Raw genomic sequence first — 19,038 nt, forward strand, 5'->3', positions numbered from 1 at the left:
TGTAGGGTAATCTGTACGTTCCATTTTGTAGGGGTAGGCAAAATGCCCATCAAATAAGACCTGATTACTACACGGCATTAATATAATTTCTTGAATTGCCTAAATCACTTGTTATTTATTTAATAAGTGTTTTTTTATAATGTAGTAGCGTCGCTACTTTTTCTGAAACAGGTACTACCTTATTTTCATAAATGCTGTTATTTTCTTAGGGGCTGGTTTGATTTCACTTTGCATTATCGATTCAATTGTGAAATCATCCAATGAAAAAGAACCCATCATACCAACAGAACAGCTATCCGGTTTCCCGGCTGGTTATGCTTGTAAGTATGACTTTATTGGTTCTTTTTGTAAATGCAGCAACAGACAGCAGTCTAAACTCTCCCAATAAACCAACCATAATTGCCAATTCAAAATGTGTTAATACAGAATTGGAGATTCAGGATATTAGTCCAAAAGTTGATTATATAAGCTGGAAGCTAAACCATCAACAGATATCCGTATCCAAATTACCTGCATTGATTCGTACTGTGGCAGGAACCAATGAGGGTACATCTGATAATGCATTTCGTTTTCCGGCAGGGGTTACTGTTGATGCAACGGGTAATATTTATGTGGCAGATCAGTTTAATCACAGGGTTCAAAAATGGGTGCCGGGTGCATCATTTGGTATTACAGTAGCTGGTATCGGTGGACAGGGAGATAGAGCCGATCAGTTAAATTATCCCATGTCGGTGGTGGTTGATAAACAGGGAAATATTTATGTAAGTGATGCTGCGAATAGCCGTATCCAACGCTTTGCCCCAGGCTCAACAACTGGTGTTACTGTTGCAGGAGGCAATGGACGCGGGGCTGCCGCCAATCAGTTAAATATGCCGCAAGGAATTTGCCTGGATAATGCAGGTAATATCTATATCGCCGATAATTATAACCACAGAATACAGGTTTGGTCACCAGGTGCAAAAACAGGCATCACTGTAGCTGGAGGAAACGGCAAAGGCAATAAATTAAATCAGTTACAGTATCCAAGCAGTGTACAGGTGACTCATGATGGTACAATATACATCGCCGATGCAGCAAATGACCGCATTGTTGCATGGTCAAAAGAGCATAATAAAGGAGTAATTGTTGCAGGACAGGAAGGGAGAGGAAAGGGGCCTGGACAACTTTATTTTCCAACGGATATTGCACTTCATTCAAATGGTGATTTGTTTATAGTAGATCAAACCAATCACCGGATACTTCGCTGGAAGCCCGGCGCTAAAACAGGGTTATTGGTGGCAGGGGGAAATGGTATGGGTAGTGCAGATAATCAGTTGGATTATCCTTATGGACTATTTGTGGATCAGGATGATAACCTGTATGTGGCCGATCAATTCAACCATCGTATCCAATATTACCAAAATCCTGAATCGCCTGTCAGGTACAGCTTTAACTTTAAAGCTGTCAGACCAGGAAAATACCAAACTGAACTTGTTTACCGTGATGGAAGTATTGTTGAATCAGAAATAATGGAAATTCATGATGCACCAGATATGCCAAAAATAACCGTAGATGAAAAAATTTGTAGCGGAACAGCTTACCCACTGAAACTGGAAAATACTGCAGAGAATGGCTATTGGAAATCGAATAATACGGCCATTGCAGAAATTAATAATAGTGGCATCTTAATGGGTAAACAAGAGGGCATTGTTGATATTACTTATATAGCAAGAAATGAATTTGGTTGTGAAAGTCAAACCCATAAAACTATTACGGTAAAAGCAACTCCTATACTTCCTCCAGTAAGCATTACTCAGGAAGTAGTTTCAAATGCAGGTGGTTCCATGATTCAATCAAACGAGGTTTGCGCTGGTGCTAAAATTCCTCTGACCAATATGCTCCTGTCAGGTGAATGGAAAACAAGTGATTCTTCTATCGCAAAAATAGAAGCTGGGTTTCTTCATGGCACTGCGGCAGGTAAAGTAATAGTTTCCTATACAGCCCAAATAGATGGTTGTGTAGCCGAAACGAATAATATATTTACTGTTTTACCCGTTCCTGTTGCGCCGGTAATCAATGGGTACACAAAACTGGTAACGGGCAATAGGGGGCAGCTAAGTGTTGGAGTTCAAACAGGTCAGTGGTATTCAAAAGATGAGTCAATTGCAGCAATAGATCAGCATGGTATTATAAAGGGAATTAATCCCGGTCAAACAGCAATTCAATTTAAGACAATAAGCGATTATGGATGTGCAATTCATGCAACTGTTCCATTAACAGTTCAACCTGAATCGCCGCTTGTAAGGGATGAAATATATAATGATTCTCGTGAGTTTATCCGAATCGATCAACAGGTTACTGCTAAACCAGGCACTGTTTTACAATTTTATAAAACCGGCGATCCGAATGCCCAGCCAGTTGATCCACTCATAAAAAATGAATCTGGAACCCACAGAATTTGGGTGGCTGCAATTCAAAACGGTGTGGCCAGTCAAAAAGTTTCCTTTCAGGTGAAAATCGAAAAAGGCAAAAAAATTGGTCAGCTTAACCCGGTTATATTAGGCAATCCCGCTACTGCATTTTTTACCGTTCAACTAAAGAGTACGCAAACAGCGCTTCCTATTTCAATGCGCGTGGTCGATTTAAGCGGAAGGGTAATTGAACAACGCCAATCAATCGCAGCAAATAGCACTATTCAATTTGGGCAGCAATATGCTGGCGGACAATACGCAGTTGAATGGGTACAAGGCCAGGAACGTAAAGTATATACGCTCATTAAATTGGGTAGTGAGCGTCAGATGAGCAATAATGCTATACAAAAAATTGCAGTACGGTGAGAAGGCAGCTTCTAGCCACTGGCTGCTAGCAGCTAGCTTTTTTTTCCTATTAATTTAGCCATCCATAAGCGCAAATAGGTAATTAAATTTTTATTTTAAGAAGGATTTTTACAAAACAAATTCGCAAGCCCTGTCATTTATACACATAATAGCAGAAAACCTAAATCAAGCACCAATCAAAGCTAGCAGCTCGCAGCCTATTTTCCCCGGATCGCAATGGTTTAAAACTTCTCTAAAAACCTTTAGCTTCGCAGTCTAATTTTTATGTATGAAATATTCTCAGCAGATTGGTATTGTAGCGGCCATTACATTGATTGTCCTTTGTTTTTTCCCCTGGAGTATTGTAACCAGTAAGCAGTTGGTGATTAGTGGGTTTGCCGCTGAAGGTACAAGCTTTGGCAGACCGGGTTTATTTCATGCAATTTTTTGTTCAGCGAGTATTTTATTTTTTGCCATACCTCGTATCTGGGCAAAACGAACCAACGTATTTATAGGCGCCATTAATCTGGCCTGGGCCATTCGTAACTATATCCTTGTATCAAGCTGTATGTTGGGTGAATGCCCCGAAAAGCAGCCTGCATTATACGCTATACTTGCATTGGCTATACTCATACAACTAATGGTACTGTTCCCGAAGATACCGGTGGGGGGAAAAGAAACAGAGAAATAAGGAATAAGAAATAAGGAATGTCCAAAGTGAGAAGACAGGCACAATCTCTGGTCTTCACTTTCTCATTCCTTATTTCTTATTCCTTATTCTTTATTTCTCTGTTTTCTCTCACTTCATTGTTTGCAGCGATTTGCCAATTATCGCAACTGCTTCTTTCACTTGTGCTTCATTAATCACCAATGGAGGAGCAAATCGAATTTTGTCGCCATGCGTGGGCTTGGCGAGCAAGCCATTTTCTTTTAGTGATAGGCAAATATCCCAGGCGGCATCAGGATTAGGATGATTGATTACGATAGCATTGAGCAATCCTTTACCCCTGATGGTTTTAATTAAAGGAGATTGAAGCGCTGCTAATTCCTCTCTTAATAATGCACCCATTTTTTCGGCATTCTCAGCCATATTTTCCTCTTTTAATACGGTAAGTGCAGTCATAGCAACAGCACAGGCAAGCGGGTTGCCACCGTAGGTAGATCCATGTTCTCCCGGTTTAATATTCAACATAATCGGATCATCAGCCAGTACTGCTGAAACTGGTAATACACCGCCACTGAGTGCCTTCCCGAGGATTAGTATATCTGGTCGAACCTGTTCATGATCACAAGCCAGCATTTTACCCGTGCGTGCCAGTCCGGTTTGAATTTCATCTGCAATCAATAAAACATTGTATTGGGTACAAAGCGCCCGAACCTTGCTCAGGTAACCATCATCGGGCAGAACTACACCAGCTTCACCCTGAATAGGTTCAACCATGAATGCTGCTACATTGTTATCTTGTAATGCTTTTTCGAGTGCAATGGTATCGTTATATGGAACCAGGTCGAAACCGGGCATATAAGGACCAAAACCTTTATAACTGCTGGGATCATTGGATGATGAAATAGCAGCCAGGGTTCTTCCCCAGAAATTGCCTTCTGCAAATATTATTTTGGCCTTGTTCTCGGGAACTCCTTTTTGTGTATAAGCCCATCTGCGTGCCAGTTTGATGGCTGTTTCGCCACCTTCAACGCCCGTGTTCATGGGCAACACTTTATCATACCCAAAATAGCTGGTGATAAAACGGGCATATTCACCCAATAGATTGTTGTGGAAAGCCCTGGAAGTAAGGGTTAGTTTCTGTGCCTGTTCAACCAGGGAAGCAATTATTTTGGGGTGACAATGCCCTTGGTTTACTGCGGAATAGCCACTTAAGAAATCGTAGTATCGATTGCCATCCACATCCCATAAAAAAACACCTGATCCTTTTTCAAGAACAACAGGAATGGGATGATAATTGTGTGCGCCATATTGATCCTCCAACTGCAAATAAGCAGCAGTCTGAGCTGAAATTGTAGACATGGTAAAATGCTTTAAATAATAAAAGAAACCAACAATGTGGGAATAACAGAAAAATCCTTAGCAACAAGGATGGTCGAGGAAATCAAGATTTAGGCGTAAAAAGCGCATAGACTGTTATATATATGCAAGATACGAAAAATTGCGATGATAAAAAACCACTGATTCACAGATTAACCATCGCTAATCTGTGAATCAGTGGCAAAAAATGCGTACAATAATTTAAATATTTGTATCGAGGTATCTTAGTTCAATAATTTCACCTTTTTTACCACATGCAAATCCTTATTTTCGTAACAAAATAAACCGTACTTGTCTTTTCCGTCTGTCGCTATTGTTATCCTTAATTATAATGGAAGGAATCACCTCGAAACTTTTCTTCCTTCAGTTATTGCATCTACCTATCCGAATAAGCGGATTGTAGTGGCTGATAATGCATCTACAGATGATTCAATGGAATTTGTAAGAAGCAGGTATCCGGATATTGAATGCCATTATAACCTCAATAACGAAGGTTTTGCAGGAGGGTATAATTGGGCTTTGTCGTTAGTGCAGGCCGATTACTATGTATTACTTAACTCGGATGTTGCGGTAACACCGAATTGGATTGAACCGGTTATAACCCTGATGGAATCGGATACACGTATTGCTGCTTGTCAGCCAAAGTTATTATCCTATCATCAACCCACATTGTTTGAATATGCTGGAGCAGCAGGAGGGTGGATCGATAGTTTAGGTTACCCTTTTTCACGTGGGAGAGTTTTTGATGTTTGTGAAAAGGATGAGGGACAATATGAAAACAATGAACCTGTATTCTGGGCCTCGGGAGCAGCGATGTTTGTAAGGGCATCTGTTTACCACGAAATGGGAGGCTTGGATCATCACTTTTTTGCACACCAGGAAGAAATTGATTTATGTTGGCGCATGCAATTGGCTGGATACCGAATCATGAGTTGTCCAAAATCAGTTGTATACCATGTAGGTGGTGGCACATTACCAAGAGGAGGGAGAAAAGTGTTCCTGAATTTCCGGAATAATTTATTGATGTTGGGAAAGAACCTTCGTTGGTCAGAAAAAATATGGAAAATACCATTGAGGTTTACCCTGGATGGTGTTTCGGCGTGGAAGGGATTATTGGCAGGAGATAAAGACTTTTTTAAGGCTATTGTAAAGGCGCATTGGGCGGTTGTTGGCATTTGGATGAGGGGCGGGGATAAAAAATACAGACAAAAGCCAAAATCGATGAAATCGTTGGAGGGCGTGTATACAGGCACGGTTGTGTGGAACTATTTTATAAAGAAACAAACCCGTTTCAGGGAAATTATTGGCAGAAAGATTTTATAATCAAAACTGCTGCCTTATTTTTGCACTGCAATTCAAAACTATGTCGAACGAACAACAAGCAACACAGGAAAAAGATTTTACCAGGAACTGGGTAAATTCATCACGTTTCCTTTTTTATCTGCAGGTGTTTTGCATCCTTGCATTTGTATTAGGAGGTTGTTACCGTCTTTATAACCAGCGTTATAAAGGAAAGCCTGATGTAGAGGTGCAGGGTAGCAGTAAATACACGCCTGAGTACAAATAAAAAATCATAAAAAAATTTTGTCAGGAACAGCAGAATCCTATTTTTGCACTCCCGATTAAGTTCTTATATCGATTGCGGAAGTAGCTCATTTGGTAGAGCACGACCTTGCCAAGGTCGGGGTGGCCGGTTCGAGCCCGGTCTTCCGCTCAGGAATCCCGTCCGTCATGCGTGACGGGATTTTTTTTAACCACCTGCCCTGGTGGTGGAACTGGTAGACACGCAGGACTTAAAATCCTGTTCGCCGAAAAAGCGAGTGCGGGTTCGATTCCCGCCTGGGGCACAAAAAGTCGTTCAAATTTTGAACGACTTTTTTGTTTACAAGGGTAACCAAATTAACAAAGTTTTTTATGTAAAAAGTTAACTGCAGCATTTCAACAGAACAAAATGATTTGCTTATGCGGTTCAATACAATTACTACAATTTTTATATCCCTTTTTTTTACCACCATATCTAAATCTCAGCCCGGCTTTTACCAACGGCTGGCAGATTCGGCAGCAACGCTTACTAAACAAAAGGTTGTTTACGATTTATCTTATTATTCAATCGCCTATCCAAAAGGTGATGTACCACCAGATAAAGGAGTATGTACAGATGTGATTATACGAACGTACCGAAAACTACAGATCGATTTACAACAACTCGTACATGAAGATATGGTTCGAAATTTTTCAGCCTATCCCACCTATTGGGGATTACGTAGTACAGATAAAAATATTGACCATAGACGAGTGCCTAATCTTATAACCTTTTTTAAAAGGAAGGGAGCTGCTGTTCCAATTACCAATAATCCGGTTGATTACCAACCGGGCGATATTGTTTGCTGGTTACTTCCTCGTGGTATGAAACATATTGGGTTGCTGGTAAAACAGCGATCATTAGATCATAAGCGATACCTTATTATGCATAATATTGGCAATGGACAGGTGATAGAAGACTGCCTTTTCAGTTACCAAATCATCGGTCATTTCAGGTATATGAGATAAGTTTTTCACCATTTTCCTGTAGGTTTGAATCATGGCAATCATATTGTTCGATCCACTGCACAGGAAAAACTTATTCCCCTTTACCAAAACCAAGGCGATAGCAAACTTGCGTATGGGAATCTATACCATTGCAGAACGCTGGCAACAACTGACTGGTATGGAAATTTTTGTGCATACGGAACAATACCTGCAAGATGAATTCCCTATACCACCTCAAGAGTTACATACCTGGATCGATGCTTCTCTAATACCTACACCTGCATTGATCGATAAAATTGCCGGTCTTTCAAACGGCTCCTGCTGGGCAGACGAAACCGGACTAATCCTGGGTAAAACCAATATCGATTTTGCAGCATTTAATACAAGTGAAAGTTTACGTCCATTCACCGATATCCATGATCACCCACTTGCAGATAGAATAGTTTACCCCTGGCATATGATGCAATGGAACGACTACTTCTTGCGCTTCGATTTTGATTGGGTTTCAAAACATAAAACTTCTATTGGCATTCCGAATACCAACCATGTCATTGGGCAAGGACAAATCTTTATTGAACCAGGTGCAAGCGTAGAACATTGTATACTAAACTCAACCACGGGCCCTATTTATATTGGAAAGAATGCGGTTGTAATGGAAGGGACCGCAATACGTGGACCTTTTGCGATGGGTGAGCAATCGGTACTTAAAATGAATAGCCGCATATACGGCGCCACTAGCTTAGGGCCGTATTGCATGGGCGGAGGTGAAATTAAGAACAGCATCATGATGGGTTATTCCAATAAAGCACATGATGGTTATATGGGCGATTCAGTAATAGGTGAGTGGTGTAACTGGGGGGCAGGCACCAGTAATAGTAACCTGAAAAATAATGCCGGCATTATTAAAGTTTGGGTTGAAGCAGCCAATGATTACCTCGAAGCAGGTAACAAATGCGGGGTTATGATGGGCGATTACTCCCGCACAGCCATCAATTCTGCGATCAATACAGGATCAGTAATTGGTGTGAGTGCAAATGTATTCGGAGAAGGATTGCTACCCAATATCATCCCCGATTTCAGTTGGGGATGCAAAGGTGTGAAATACAATATGGATAAAGCTTTTACTGATATTGATAACTGGAAGCAGCTTAAGCAGAAAGAAATCACAGAGATCGAAAAGAAAATCCTCCTCTATCTCTCTCAACAATAATTTCAGTGGCCTTCTGTGAACTCTGTGGCAATTAAATGCCACTGAATACACTGAAATACACTGAAGAAAAAGGCCTATTTTCGCGGTCTTAAAATAAAATATGTCATGAGGAAACAAATAGCCGCCGCCAACTGGAAAATGAACCTATCCATCACAGAAGGAGAACAATTGCTTAATCAATTATTGGCGAATACCTACGAATTGAATGCAAACAGACAGGTGGTATTTGCAGTTCCTTCACCATACCTGGCCATGGCACAGGCAAAAGTGGCAGGTCATGCCAACATCGCCATCGCTGCACAAAACTGTTATAGTAAAAAGTCTGGTGCTTATACAGGTGAGGTTTCTGTGCTCATGTTACAATCACTCGGTATAACCCATGTTGTATTAGGACATTCAGAACGCAGAGAATATTTTAATGAGAGCAACCAGTTCCTCGCTGAGAAAGTAAATATTGCCCTTGAGCATAAGATCACTCCAATATTTTGTTGTGGTGAACCACTGAGTATCCGTGAAGCTGGTACGCAAAATGAATATGTGGCAAAGCAGCTCGAAGAATCATTGTATCACTTAACGGCAGAACAACTGCAACAAGTGGTAATCGCCTACGAACCAATCTGGGCAATAGGAACAGGGAAAACGGCCACCAGTGAGCAGGCTCAGGAAATGCATGCTTATATCCGTGCTGAACTCAGCAAAAAATACGGTGCTGCAGTGGCCAATGAAATCACCATTCTTTATGGTGGAAGTGTAAAAGCATCCAATGCAAAAGAACTCTTCACCCAGCCAGATGTTGATGGTGGTTTGGTCGGAGGTGCCTCACTTTTAGCAGATGAGTTTAAAGTAATTATCGATTCGCTTAAATAGAAGAATTGATGCGAAGTAAAGATCGAACGCAGATCAGCATGAAAATCTGCGTTCGATCCTTCTCTCAAAAAACTATTTTACCGGTAACAAAATTTCTTCGTAAGCATCCAACTGATCAAGGTGCAAAACTGTTTTCATTCCGTCCTCACTCGGATGATACATGGGTAAAAACTTAGCACCAAAAACAAACTCCTCATAAGTATAAGAAGTACGTGAAATAACCGTATTAGAGAAACTCTCATCAAACCCCTGCACAAATACAAGCATCTCAGCACGTGCATTAGATAGGTCTTCCTTGGTAAAACCATACATGGGACTCTCCTCATTAATAATATGTACCAACGTCCAGTTGGCAGTCATGGTATTCGCTTTGGCAATATCAAGCGGCATGTTAAAGAAGCGGTTTTTCAGTTGACCGTCCTCGGTAACCTGCATCGCCAGTGTAACTTTTACTTCCACATTCACGAGATAGTTTTTTGTAAAAGGTACCATCCTGAACATAAGTGCAATACCGTCTTTGAAGGGGGCCACTATTGCATTTTTACTGTATCGTATATAAGCTTTTGGTCTTGAAAAGCGCCCCCACATAATACCAGTGGCTATCGCAAAAGTCATAAGTCCGGTAAGCGCCTCCATCGATGCCGTAAAACTTGCGGCAAAACCCATCGGATTAATACGTCCATAACCAACCGTTGTAAAGGTCTGGGCACTGAAGAAAAACACTTCACCAAAAAGTTCCAGTCCTTTCACCTGCATTAACCCACCGAGGTGTTCAATGCCAATGAGGTAATAAATACCGGAAAAAATCAGGTTAGTGCCGAGAAAATAAATCACCACAACCAACAAAAACTTCCACATCGACATGGTGAGCAGAGAATGGTAGATATTCAGTCTTTCCCACAACATCATCCCTCTTACTTCCATGTTTGGATTACCATCCCGGTTAAAAAAACGACCTCTGCCACTGAGGGTGGTATTGGTTCCCAGGCCGGTTTCGTTGTTAACCTGGGCATTTTTATTCAGTTTTCTCATAAGTATCACATACCTGCTTTAACCCCTAATTTAGGGTAAAAGCAGGTTTCCTGTGCCTGCAAGGGCGAAATAGGTGGCCGGAAAGCCGAAAACAGACTGGAAATCTGTATAACCTTATGGGCAGGCACTTCATCCATGACCCTTTTCAACCTATCTTTGCGCACTTATGAAGAAGATCAGGAACTTTTGCATTATTGCGCATATTGACCATGGGAAAAGTACGCTCGCAGACCGTTTATTGGAGCATACCAAAACCATTACGGAGCGTCAGATGATGGACCAGGTATTGGATGACATGGACCTGGAACGTGAGAAAGGTATTACGATTAAGAGTCATGCCATACAGATCAATTACAACTATAAAGGCGAGCAATATGTGCTGAACCTGATTGATACACCCGGCCACGTAGATTTCAGCTATGAAGTAAGCCGGGCACTTGCGGCCTGCGAAGGGGCATTGTTGCTTGTAGATGCTTCACAGGGCATTCAGGCACAAACCATCAGTAACCTATACCTGGCCATTGAGAACGACCTGGAAATTATTCCGGTGATCAATAAAATTGATATGGATGGGGCCAAAATACCGGAAGTAACCGACCAGATTGTTGATCTGATTGGTTGTAAACAGGAAGATATCCTGCTGGCCAGCGGTAAATCGGGTATCGGTATCGAAGAAATACTTGAAGCCATTGTTGAACGTATACCCGCGCCGGAAGGCAATCCTGACGCACCTTTACAGGCATTGATCTTTGATAGTGTATTCAATAGTTTCAGAGGAATTATTGTTTATTATCGTATTCTCAATGGCGTATTGAAGAAAGGAGACAAAATTCGTTTTGTTGCATCAGGGAATGATTACTTCGCAGATGAAGTAGGGGTGTTAAAGCTTACCATGACTCCAAAAGATGAAGTTCGTGCCGGTGATGTAGGTTATATTATTACAGGTATCAAAAATGCCAAAGAAGTAAAAGTAGGTGATACCATTACCCTTGCTGCAAATCCAGGTGAGATGATCAACGGATTTGAAGAAGTTAAGCCAATGGTATTTGCTGGTATCTTCCCCGTTAATACAGATGAGTTTGAAGAGCTGCGCGACTGTATGGATAAATTGCAGTTGAACGATGCATCCCTCACTTTTGAATTGGAAACATCACAGGCACTTGGCTTTGGTTTCCGTTGCGGATTCCTTGGGTTATTACACATGGAAATTATCCAGGAAAGACTGGAACGTGAGTTTAACCAGACCGTGATTACGACTGTTCCGAACGTAAGTTTCAATGCATATACAACCAGGGGAGAAAAGATCATCGTAAATAATCCGGCTGAAATGCCTGATGTGGTAAAAATCGATCGCATCGAAGAACCATTCATTAAGGCGCAGATTATTACACTGCCAGACTATATTGGTAATATCATGACCCTTTGTTTGGGCAAGCGTGGTATCCTTATCAACCAGAGTTATCTTACACCTACACGTGTTGAATTGATCTTTGAAATGCCGCTTACTGAAATCGTATTCGATTTCTATGATAAATTAAAAAGCTCTACGCGTGGATATGCATCTTTCGATTATAATCCGATCGGATATCGTGAAGCAGATATCGTTAAAATGGATATCCTGTTGAATAATGATAAAGTAGATGCTTTAAGTGCCCTTATTCACCGTAGCCGCGCACAAGACTTCGGCCGCAGATTATGTGAGAAGTTGAAAGAATTGTTACCAAAGCAACAATTCCAGATCGCTATACAGGCTGCCATCGGTGCAAAAATAATCGCCCGTGAGAACATCAGCGCCATGCGTAAAGACGTAACCGCAAAATGTTATGGTGGTGATATCAGCCGTAAACGTAAACTCCTCGAGAAACAAAAAGAAGGTAAAAAACGCATGCGCCAAATAGGAAACGTAGAAGTACCGCAGGAAGCGTTTCTAGCCGTGCTGAAACTAGATTAACAGAAGAACAGAAGAATGTCCAATATCCAATTTCCAAGTATTTACTTCGATGTTCGATATTGGACATTCTTCTGTTCTACTGTTTTTTCTTCCTCGTCTGATCCGGATTCACTCTGGCATCCGGGTTGGCTTCTTTGATATCTGCCTGGTGTACCCATTTCCCTCCAAGCCATTTAAAGCCTTCAAAAGTGCCGTAGGGTACAAGGGTGTGTTTCTTTTTGTTATCGCCTTCTTCACTGGTAAGATGTGCAAGTACAATCATGTCTAATTCAGGATCATAATTCAGTTTAGCGTTAGCTTCTTTTTTAAACTCGAGGCAAAACCGGAAAGCGGGTTGTTTAGGTTTCAGGTCGTCTTCCCGGTAGTTAAAATACCTGCCGCCAAAAAGCGGGGCTCCATTAACATCAAACGTCAGTACTTCGATCCATTTTTTAGTACTGCGTGAATCGTTTTCATCATAACCAAAAAGTGTATAGTAATTACGGTTATTGTATTTAGTTTGAATGATATTGTAATAAACTGCACCAATCCAGTTTTGGGCATTTCTTACAGAGTCAACAGGGGCTTCTGTATATTTCGAAGCATCAAATAAAGGGAATAGTTTTAATGACCCATCTGCGGTTCGCATTTGTATCGCACCTTTCTGGCGAAAATGATTCAAGTCTTCCATCTGAAGCTGCCAGGTAAAAATGCGGAAACTACTGTCGGGCGCATACAGTTGTGATATCGTAATCAATGAATCAAAACGATAGCGAAAAGAATGGGGTGTGCGTAAAGCTTTAACCAACCCTCTGATGAATGCACTGTCGGAGCGAAACCGGGTAACAAAATCATCGTCATTCATGATGGAGTAGGCCAGGGGTTTGAGTTCATCTTCCATCTGCTGTAACTGCATAATCCGGTCATCCTGCGCAAAAGCTTTTACAAGACCAAATGAAAACAGTAGAACATATACCAGGGACTTCATAACTGTAAAATTAAATGAATCCGAATGATGTGATACAGTTTTAGGGTTTTCTTATACTGAAGCAATTGCTTGCGCAAATTCGAATAAACTATTGAAGCGAAGGTCTATATCTGGGTGTGGAAATGCTGTTTCAGGGTGGGTGGTAGCCAGGTAAACGGTGTGTAAGCCCGCATTTCTGCCAAACCGCATATCGCTCGGGCGATTACCAACCATGATACTCTTATTGAAATCAATATCCGGTAAATCTTGTTTGGCCTGAAATGCCATGCCTGGTTGTGGTTTACGGTTTGGGGAGTCATCGGCCAAATCGGAACAAAAATAAATACGGTCAATTCTGCCACCTGATGCTTCAATGGCATTGAGCATATTGGTATGAATCTGGTTAAGGTCTTCCAAACTCATCACTCCTTTACCAACACCTTTTTGATTGGTAACAAGAACGATATGTTTAAAATATTTATTGAGGGAAGCCAGAGCCTGCAATGTATCGTCATAAAACCTGAACTCATCCCAATTCAGTACATAATCATTGTTTTTTTCATGATTCAGCACTCCGTCGCGATCGAGAAATAAAGTCCAGTCATTGGTAACCTGATCTAATGCTAGCATAATAAACGCTTATCCTTTAAATATTGCAGCTTCTGTTAATTCGCAAATTATATGTCCCAGTAGTATATGGCTTTCCTGAATCCGAGGGGTAATGGTAGAAGGTATATTCAGCAGGTAATCGGAAAGATCTTTCATTTTACCACCTGTTGCTCCGGTAAAGCCAACTGTGGTAATTCCTTTACTGCGTGCGGTTTCGAAAGCTTTGACAATATTGGGTGAATTGCCCGAAGTGCTGATGCCAATTAATACATCGCCTTTCTCCATTGTGCCATCAACCAGTCTGCTATAAATATCATCATAGCTATAGTCATTGGCTACAGCAGTAAGGTAAGAGCTATTACAATGCAGCGCATCTGAAGGTAGTGCTCTTCTGTTTTTATAAAAACGACCGGAGAATTCAGCCGCCAGGTGTTGGGCATCCGCGGCACTGCCACCATTTCCACAGAACATTACTTTATGTCCTGCTTCAAATGCAGCAACAACGGCATCTGTTATTTGTTGCACGGTATTTTGCAGTGCGTCATCATTTAATATTTGTTGCTTTACTGCAATAGATTCAGCGATGATAGTATAAATATTGTTTGCCATGGGTACTAAGACTTTATTTTTTAGCTGCCAGTTGCCAGATACTATCTGTTAATACCTGCCAGTCGTACTTCTTTTTCTCACTGCGAAGATGAAACAAAAAATGCGCTTCTCCTAACCTGTACAAATCTGAAATACCTTTAGCGATGGCATTGGCATCAGGTTCTGTAACGATGCCTACCTGCTCATGTGGAACCATGGCAGGCAGTGCGCCAACATTGGTTACCATCATTGGCTTCTCAAAATGATAGGCAAGGGGAGTAATACCCGATTGCGTAGCGTGCCGATAGGGTTGAATCACAAAATCTGCCGCACATAAATAGTTGCTTACTTCATTATCGGGTATAAAATCGGTTTTCAAATAAAGCATATCCCGGATACCTAGTTCATCGATCAACTGTTCATATGACTGTTGGTCCTCATAAAACTCACCTGCAATCAGCAGGGCAGGAGGGTTGGTCATGGTAGATTTCACAATGGCCATGGCCCTGAGTAATAAATCGAGCCCTTTGTATTTTCTGATAAAGCCAAAGAAAAGAATAATGGGTTGATCAGTAGGTAATCCAAGTTTTTCCCGGGCAGTTGCTTTTGGTATTGGCGGACCAAAATTATCGTACAAAGGATGTACGGTTGCTAGTGCGGGCTTATTGGTAAACTGTTTTAGGTCTTGCAAAACTTTTTCACTCATGGTTATAAAACCATCTATTGGTTTGATGAAATAACGGGTGAAAAGTTTATCGCCGATTCTTTTTTCGTGCGGGATCACATTATCGGCTATGCAAATTATTTTGGAGTATTTATTCTTGCGGATGATGCGTAAGATTGTTCCGAGACATGGGCCCATAAATGGCAACCAGTATCTCACAACAACCAGGTCTGCATTTTCTTTTTTAATCTTATTTCCAACACTAAACCAGTTAAATGGATTAATGGAATTGATGCAGCTATGAATTACCAGGTCTTTTGGTTTGGGTTCATTACCAAACTGCGATTTGCCTGGGAAAAGAAATGAAGGGTATTGCAAAGAGAAGCTATATATCTGTACATCATAACCATCCTGCATGAATTCGCGGGCCAGCCTTTCATTAAAAGTAGCAATGCCGCCACCTCTCAATGGCCAGGCAGATCCGATGATGATTACTTTTTTATTCATGCATTATTCTGTCAGTCCAGTCCTGATTTTTCTTCAATCAGGTAAACATTTCTTTCAGAAGCATTTCGGGCCACCAGTTCTGCAATAAATCCGGTCAGGAAAAGCTGCATACCAATGATCATAGTGGTTAGGGCAATATAAAAACTTGGCCTGTTGGTTAAGGAAAAATCGGAAGAGATGAATTTTGATATGATGAGTGAAATACTGGCACCAAAACCGATAAGAAAGGATAGCGTTCCCAGTAGTCCAAAAAACTGCATGGGTCTTTTGCCAAATTTACCTAGGAACATGATGGTTGCCAGATCTAAAAAACCATTTACAAAACGTTGCCAGCCAAATTTGGTGACACCATATTTACGTGGGCGATGTTCAACTACTTTTTCGCCAATTTTTCTGAACCCGCTCCATTTTGCCAGTATTGGTATATACCGGTGCATTTCACCATATACTTCAATACTCTTCACTACTTTTTTTCTGTAAGCTTTCAGACCGCAGTTAAAATCATGTAAGCGAATTCCGGAACTCTTTCTGGCTACAGCATTGAAAAGTTTGGAAGGGATGTTTTTTGTGAGTGTGTTATCGTATCTTTTTTTCTTCCAGCCGCTCACCATATCATAACCTTCTTCCAGAATCATGCGACGGAGTTCAGGAACTTCGTCTGGTGAATCCTGCATATCAGCATCCATGGTAATAATTACATCACCGCTTGCTGCTTTAAAGCCTTCATTTAATGCTGCAGACTTTCCGTAATTGCGTTGAAATTTGATACCCTTGAAGTTGCCATTCTTTTTGCCGATGGTCTGAATAACTTCCCAGCTTGCATCGGTACTGCCATCATCTACCAGGATTACTTCATAAGAATAGCCGTTCTGCTGCATAACAGATTCAATCCACCCGCATAATTCGGGGAGTGACTCATCTTCATTAAACAGCGGAACGACTATTGATAAATCCATAAATATTTTATAATTGATCCTCGAATTTAGGTTCTCTTCTGATAACAAGGCTAATCAGTAAAGATTTAACAAAGTTCCAGATTAATCCAATACCAAGTCCCAGGAAAACCTGTTTGAAAGAAGTATGTGGAGGTTCTTTTTGGGCTCTGGCCATTGCCTCTTCCATTTGTTGTTCTGAGGCGCCAAAGGCTTCCATCATTTTCTGTGTTTTTGCAAGACTAATTTCCATCACTTTGGCGGTGAGGTCCTTGTCTACAATGGCATATAAAACATAGTTGCCAACTGCTTCAATCAGTGCATAGATTACGTATGCAAGAAAAGTGAACTTCAATGCTTCAGCAAAAGTGAGCAAATTGTCGTTTTGCTTACGAAGTTTAATGCCCGCAATAATCAACGTAACAATTACATAAGGCACAAAAGTGGTTATGCCAATGATTGATACGTATGTATCAGTGCTGGCCATTGCCCATCCGCCGAAATTGAGTGCAAGAAAAATAAGTCCGGTAATAACGCCATAAGTAATGGCAGATTGGTTTAAGTTGGGTTTCATGTATCCGTTAGTTTATGGTTGATGAATTTGACCTTTATACAAAGTAGCCACCACTGCGCCTTTCAGGGTCATGTTCAAAAAGGCTGAATTGGCAGATTTACTCTTCAAAGTAGCTTTGGTAAGCGTACTGTTCTTTGTTCTTGAAAACAGTGTCAATTCTGCCTGAGCTCCTTCCTGTATATTAGTCTTGGCTAAACCAAAAATATTACGTGCGTTATGAGAAAATAATGCCGCTATTTCTTCGTCACTTAATCCCGGAACAGCCTCATTAACTGCAGCATAAGCGGTTTGAAGTCCGAGCATACCCGGAGCTGCATATTCAAATTCACAGGTTTTGTGATCCCAGTCTTGCGGAATATGATGCGAAGCAATACAATCAATAATACCATCCTTTACTGCCTTACGTAGCGCCATCATATCGGCTTTTGAGCGGAGTGGGGGATTTACCTTCAGGTTTGTATCATATTGCTGAAGGTCTTCGTCACAGAAGAATAGATGATAAGGTGTTACGCTACATGAAACAGACAACCCTTCTGCTTTAGCTGCCTTAATCAAAGCAATGCTATTGTTCGTAGAAACACCGGTTATATGCAATTTAGACCCTGTATACCTTAAGAGATCAAGATCTCTTTTCACCATTAATTCTTCTGCTATAGTTGGCAAACCGGGTAGACCAAGTTGCGTAGATATAATGCCTTCATTCATTAAACCGCCTGCACCAATGCTTTTATCAATGGGAAGTTGGATGAGTACGCCTTCAAATGCTTTTACATATTGTAATGCTTTGAGGAAGAGGCCCGGTGATTGAACGGGACTTAATCCATCGGAGAAAGCAACTGCTCCGCTGTTTCGCATATCATACATTTCTGCAAGGGAACTGCCTTCCATTTTTTTGGTGATGGCGGCAAGGGGCAGTATGCTGGCAGGTAAATGTTGTGAGCCAAGTCGAATATATTCTACCTGTGCTTTATTGTCAGTTACGGGTTTATTGTCGGGAAGTGCAAATACATGGGTATAACCACCAGCTGCTGCAGACGCTGCCAGTGTATCCAGTGTTTCTTTAAATTCAAATCCGGGGTCGCAGCCGTGCGCAAAAATGTCGACCCATCCCGGCGAAATAACCAAGCCATCTGCTGAAATTTCCTGGTCAGCCTGGGCCTCAATTTTGGCTGCAATTTTAGTGATGATACCATCCTCAATTAAAATATCCCTTGTTTGTCCGTTGCTTGTTGATTGTATATCGGCGATCTTAGCCTGCCTGATGAGGATCTTCATTAGCGGGTATAAAATTTTGTGCAATATAACCTGAATTTTTCTTTTACCCCTATATTTGCACCCCCATTTCGATGGCGGATGTCTGATGGCGAATGTCTGATTTGGGTAGTGCGGGACGTAGCGCAGCCCGGTAGCGCGTTTGCATGGGGTGCAAGAGGTCGCTGGTTCGAATCCAGTCGTCCCGACAAAAGAAGAGGTTGAGTGATTACTTAACCTCTTTTTTTTATGCAAGACAGTCATCTGGTCGAGACGTTAAAGTCTCGATGCCGACAAAAACGTCGGCATTCGAATCCAGTCGTCCCGACAGAAGAAGAGGTTAAGTGATTACTTAACCTCTTTTTTTTATGCAAGACAGTCATCTGGTCGAGACGTTAAAGTCTCGATGCCGACAAAAACGTCGGCATTCGAATTCAGTCGTCCCGACAGAAGAAGAGGTTGAGTGATTACTTAACCTCTTTTTTTTATGCAAGACAGTCATCTGGTCGAGACGTTAAAGTCTCGATGCCGACAAAAAC

17 protein-coding genes and 3 tRNA genes are annotated in these 19,038 nt (G+C 41.3%); 11 read left to right on the forward strand and 9 right to left on the reverse strand.

The features are described 5' to 3' along the window. Window positions 1-260: 260 nt before the first annotated feature. Window positions 261-2,816, forward strand: a complete 2,556-nt coding sequence (locus tag ACH30E_RS13045; RefSeq protein ID WP_490825163.1) for an NHL repeat-containing protein — start codon at window positions 261-263, stop codon at window positions 2,814-2,816. A 268-nt stretch (window positions 2,817-3,084) separates the two neighbouring features. Beyond that, complete coding sequence (locus tag ACH30E_RS13050) at window positions 3,085-3,486, forward strand: hypothetical protein (protein WP_294992089.1); 402 nt, start codon at window positions 3,085-3,087, stop codon at window positions 3,484-3,486. Window positions 3,487-3,594: 108 nt separating this feature from the next. Here the strand turns inward: ACH30E_RS13050 and rocD are convergent, their stop codons facing one another. Next, a complete protein-coding gene (gene rocD / locus ACH30E_RS13055) occupies window positions 3,595-4,821 on the reverse strand; it encodes an ornithine--oxo-acid transaminase (protein WP_490825164.1) in 1,227 nt (408 codons plus the stop codon). Between the two features lie 309 nt (window positions 4,822-5,130). Between rocD and ACH30E_RS13060 the strand changes: the two genes are divergently transcribed. From ACH30E_RS13060 to tpiA, 7 genes are all read left to right on the forward strand, one after another. Next, complete coding sequence (locus ACH30E_RS13060) at window positions 5,131-6,162, forward strand: glycosyltransferase family 2 protein (RefSeq protein WP_490825165.1); 1,032 nt, start codon at window positions 5,131-5,133, stop codon at window positions 6,160-6,162. A gap of 40 nt (window positions 6,163-6,202) precedes the next feature. Beyond that, entirely contained in the window at window positions 6,203-6,406 is a 204-nt protein-coding gene (locus ACH30E_RS13065; protein ID WP_294992082.1) for a hypothetical protein, read from the forward strand. Window positions 6,407-6,480: 74 nt separating this feature from the next. Further along, window positions 6,481-6,553, forward strand: a tRNA-Gly gene (locus ACH30E_RS13070). Between the two features lie 46 nt (window positions 6,554-6,599). Then, window positions 6,600-6,686 (forward strand) — tRNA-Leu (locus ACH30E_RS13075). A gap of 115 nt (window positions 6,687-6,801) precedes the next feature. Further along, on the forward strand, window positions 6,802-7,389 hold the full coding sequence (locus ACH30E_RS13080) for a DUF1287 domain-containing protein (RefSeq protein ID WP_490825167.1): 588 nt from the start codon (window positions 6,802-6,804) through the stop codon (window positions 7,387-7,389). A 31-nt stretch (window positions 7,390-7,420) separates the two neighbouring features. Then, window positions 7,421-8,578: a putative sugar nucleotidyl transferase gene (locus tag ACH30E_RS13085; RefSeq protein WP_490825168.1), complete on the forward strand. Its 1,158-nt coding sequence runs from the start codon at window positions 7,421-7,423 to the stop codon at window positions 8,576-8,578. 105 nt (window positions 8,579-8,683) lie between these two features. Then, the gene (gene tpiA / locus ACH30E_RS13090) at window positions 8,684-9,445 is read left to right on the forward strand and encodes a triose-phosphate isomerase (RefSeq protein ID WP_490825170.1); all 762 of its coding nucleotides are present in this window, start codon (window positions 8,684-8,686) and stop codon (window positions 9,443-9,445) included. 72 nt (window positions 9,446-9,517) lie between these two features. Here the strand turns inward: tpiA and ACH30E_RS13095 are convergent, their stop codons facing one another. Then, a complete protein-coding gene (locus ACH30E_RS13095) occupies window positions 9,518-10,477 on the reverse strand; it encodes an ion channel (RefSeq protein ID WP_294992071.1) in 960 nt (319 codons plus the stop codon). A gap of 166 nt (window positions 10,478-10,643) precedes the next feature. Between ACH30E_RS13095 and lepA the strand changes: the two genes are divergently transcribed. Beyond that, entirely contained in the window at window positions 10,644-12,428 is a 1,785-nt protein-coding gene (gene lepA, locus ACH30E_RS13100; protein ID WP_490825172.1) for a translation elongation factor 4, read from the forward strand. 76 nt (window positions 12,429-12,504) lie between these two features. Here the strand turns inward: lepA and ACH30E_RS13105 are convergent, their stop codons facing one another. From ACH30E_RS13105 to ACH30E_RS13135, 7 genes are read right to left on the reverse strand one after another with little or no spacing between them, the layout of a single operon-like run. Next, complete coding sequence (locus ACH30E_RS13105; protein ID WP_490825173.1) at window positions 12,505-13,395, reverse strand: hypothetical protein; 891 nt, start codon at window positions 13,393-13,395, stop codon at window positions 12,505-12,507. Between the two features lie 51 nt (window positions 13,396-13,446). Beyond that, entirely contained in the window at window positions 13,447-14,004 is a 558-nt protein-coding gene (locus ACH30E_RS13110; protein WP_490825174.1) for a D-glycero-alpha-D-manno-heptose-1,7-bisphosphate 7-phosphatase, read from the reverse strand. Between the two features lie 9 nt (window positions 14,005-14,013). Continuing rightward, a complete protein-coding gene (locus ACH30E_RS13115; RefSeq protein WP_294992059.1) occupies window positions 14,014-14,592 on the reverse strand; it encodes a D-sedoheptulose-7-phosphate isomerase in 579 nt (192 codons plus the stop codon). A gap of 13 nt (window positions 14,593-14,605) precedes the next feature. Next, window positions 14,606-15,742 (reverse strand): glycosyltransferase, encoded by a 1,137-nt coding sequence (locus ACH30E_RS13120; protein WP_490825175.1) that lies wholly within the window; start codon window positions 15,740-15,742, stop codon window positions 14,606-14,608. Window positions 15,743-15,753: 11 nt separating this feature from the next. Then, window positions 15,754-16,698 carry a glycosyltransferase family 2 protein gene (locus ACH30E_RS13125; RefSeq protein ID WP_490825177.1) on the reverse strand — a complete coding sequence of 315 codons (945 nt, stop codon included), beginning with the start codon at window positions 16,696-16,698 and terminating at the stop codon, window positions 15,754-15,756. A 7-nt stretch (window positions 16,699-16,705) separates the two neighbouring features. Next, window positions 16,706-17,248 carry a DUF4199 domain-containing protein gene (locus tag ACH30E_RS13130; RefSeq protein WP_294992052.1) on the reverse strand — a complete coding sequence of 181 codons (543 nt, stop codon included), beginning with the start codon at window positions 17,246-17,248 and terminating at the stop codon, window positions 16,706-16,708. A 12-nt stretch (window positions 17,249-17,260) separates the two neighbouring features. After that, window positions 17,261-18,523, reverse strand: a complete 1,263-nt coding sequence (locus ACH30E_RS13135) for a dihydroorotase (protein WP_490825179.1) — start codon at window positions 18,521-18,523, stop codon at window positions 17,261-17,263. Window positions 18,524-18,634: 111 nt separating this feature from the next. On the opposite strand from ACH30E_RS13135, the gene ACH30E_RS13140 reads away from it, so the two are divergent. After that, window positions 18,635-18,708 (forward strand) — tRNA-Pro (locus tag ACH30E_RS13140). Window positions 18,709-19,038 lie beyond the last annotated feature (330 nt).

The organism is Sediminibacterium sp. FW305-C-61, assembly GCF_058231065.1.

Bases quoted from the DNA above. Each gene is read 5' to 3' on its own strand.
- ACH30E_RS13095 (WP_294992071.1), bottom strand. From the start codon at position 10,477: ATGAGAAAACTGAATAAAAATGCCCAGGTTAACAACGAAACCGGCCTG.
- ACH30E_RS13105 (WP_490825173.1), bottom strand. From the start codon at position 13,395: ATGAAGTCCCTGGTATATGTTCTACTGTTTTCATTTGGTCTTGTAAAA.
- ACH30E_RS13135 (WP_490825179.1), bottom strand. From the start codon at position 18,523: ATGAAGATCCTCATCAGGCAGGCTAAGATCGCCGATATACAATCAACA.
- ACH30E_RS13120 (WP_490825175.1), bottom strand. From the start codon at position 15,742: ATGAATAAAAAAGTAATCATCATCGGATCTGCCTGGCCATTGAGAGGT.
- ACH30E_RS13130 (WP_294992052.1), bottom strand. From the start codon at position 17,248: ATGAAACCCAACTTAAACCAATCTGCCATTACTTATGGCGTTATTACC.
- ACH30E_RS13045 (WP_490825163.1), top strand. From the start codon at position 261: ATGAAAAAGAACCCATCATACCAACAGAACAGCTATCCGGTTTCCCGG.
- ACH30E_RS13050 (WP_294992089.1), top strand. From the start codon at position 3,085: ATGAAATATTCTCAGCAGATTGGTATTGTAGCGGCCATTACATTGATT.
- lepA (WP_490825172.1), top strand. From the start codon at position 10,644: ATGAAGAAGATCAGGAACTTTTGCATTATTGCGCATATTGACCATGGG.
- ACH30E_RS13080 (WP_490825167.1), top strand. From the start codon at position 6,802: ATGCGGTTCAATACAATTACTACAATTTTTATATCCCTTTTTTTTACC.
- ACH30E_RS13085 (WP_490825168.1), top strand. From the start codon at position 7,421: ATGGCAATCATATTGTTCGATCCACTGCACAGGAAAAACTTATTCCCC.
- ACH30E_RS13115 (WP_294992059.1), bottom strand. From the start codon at position 14,592: ATGGCAAACAATATTTATACTATCATCGCTGAATCTATTGCAGTAAAG.
- ACH30E_RS13125 (WP_490825177.1), bottom strand. From the start codon at position 16,698: ATGGATTTATCAATAGTCGTTCCGCTGTTTAATGAAGATGAGTCACTC.
- tpiA (WP_490825170.1), top strand. From the start codon at position 8,684: ATGAGGAAACAAATAGCCGCCGCCAACTGGAAAATGAACCTATCCATC.
- ACH30E_RS13065 (WP_294992082.1), top strand. From the start codon at position 6,203: ATGTCGAACGAACAACAAGCAACACAGGAAAAAGATTTTACCAGGAAC.
- ACH30E_RS13110 (WP_490825174.1), bottom strand. From the start codon at position 14,004: ATGCTAGCATTAGATCAGGTTACCAATGACTGGACTTTATTTCTCGAT.
- rocD (WP_490825164.1), bottom strand. From the start codon at position 4,821: ATGTCTACAATTTCAGCTCAGACTGCTGCTTATTTGCAGTTGGAGGAT.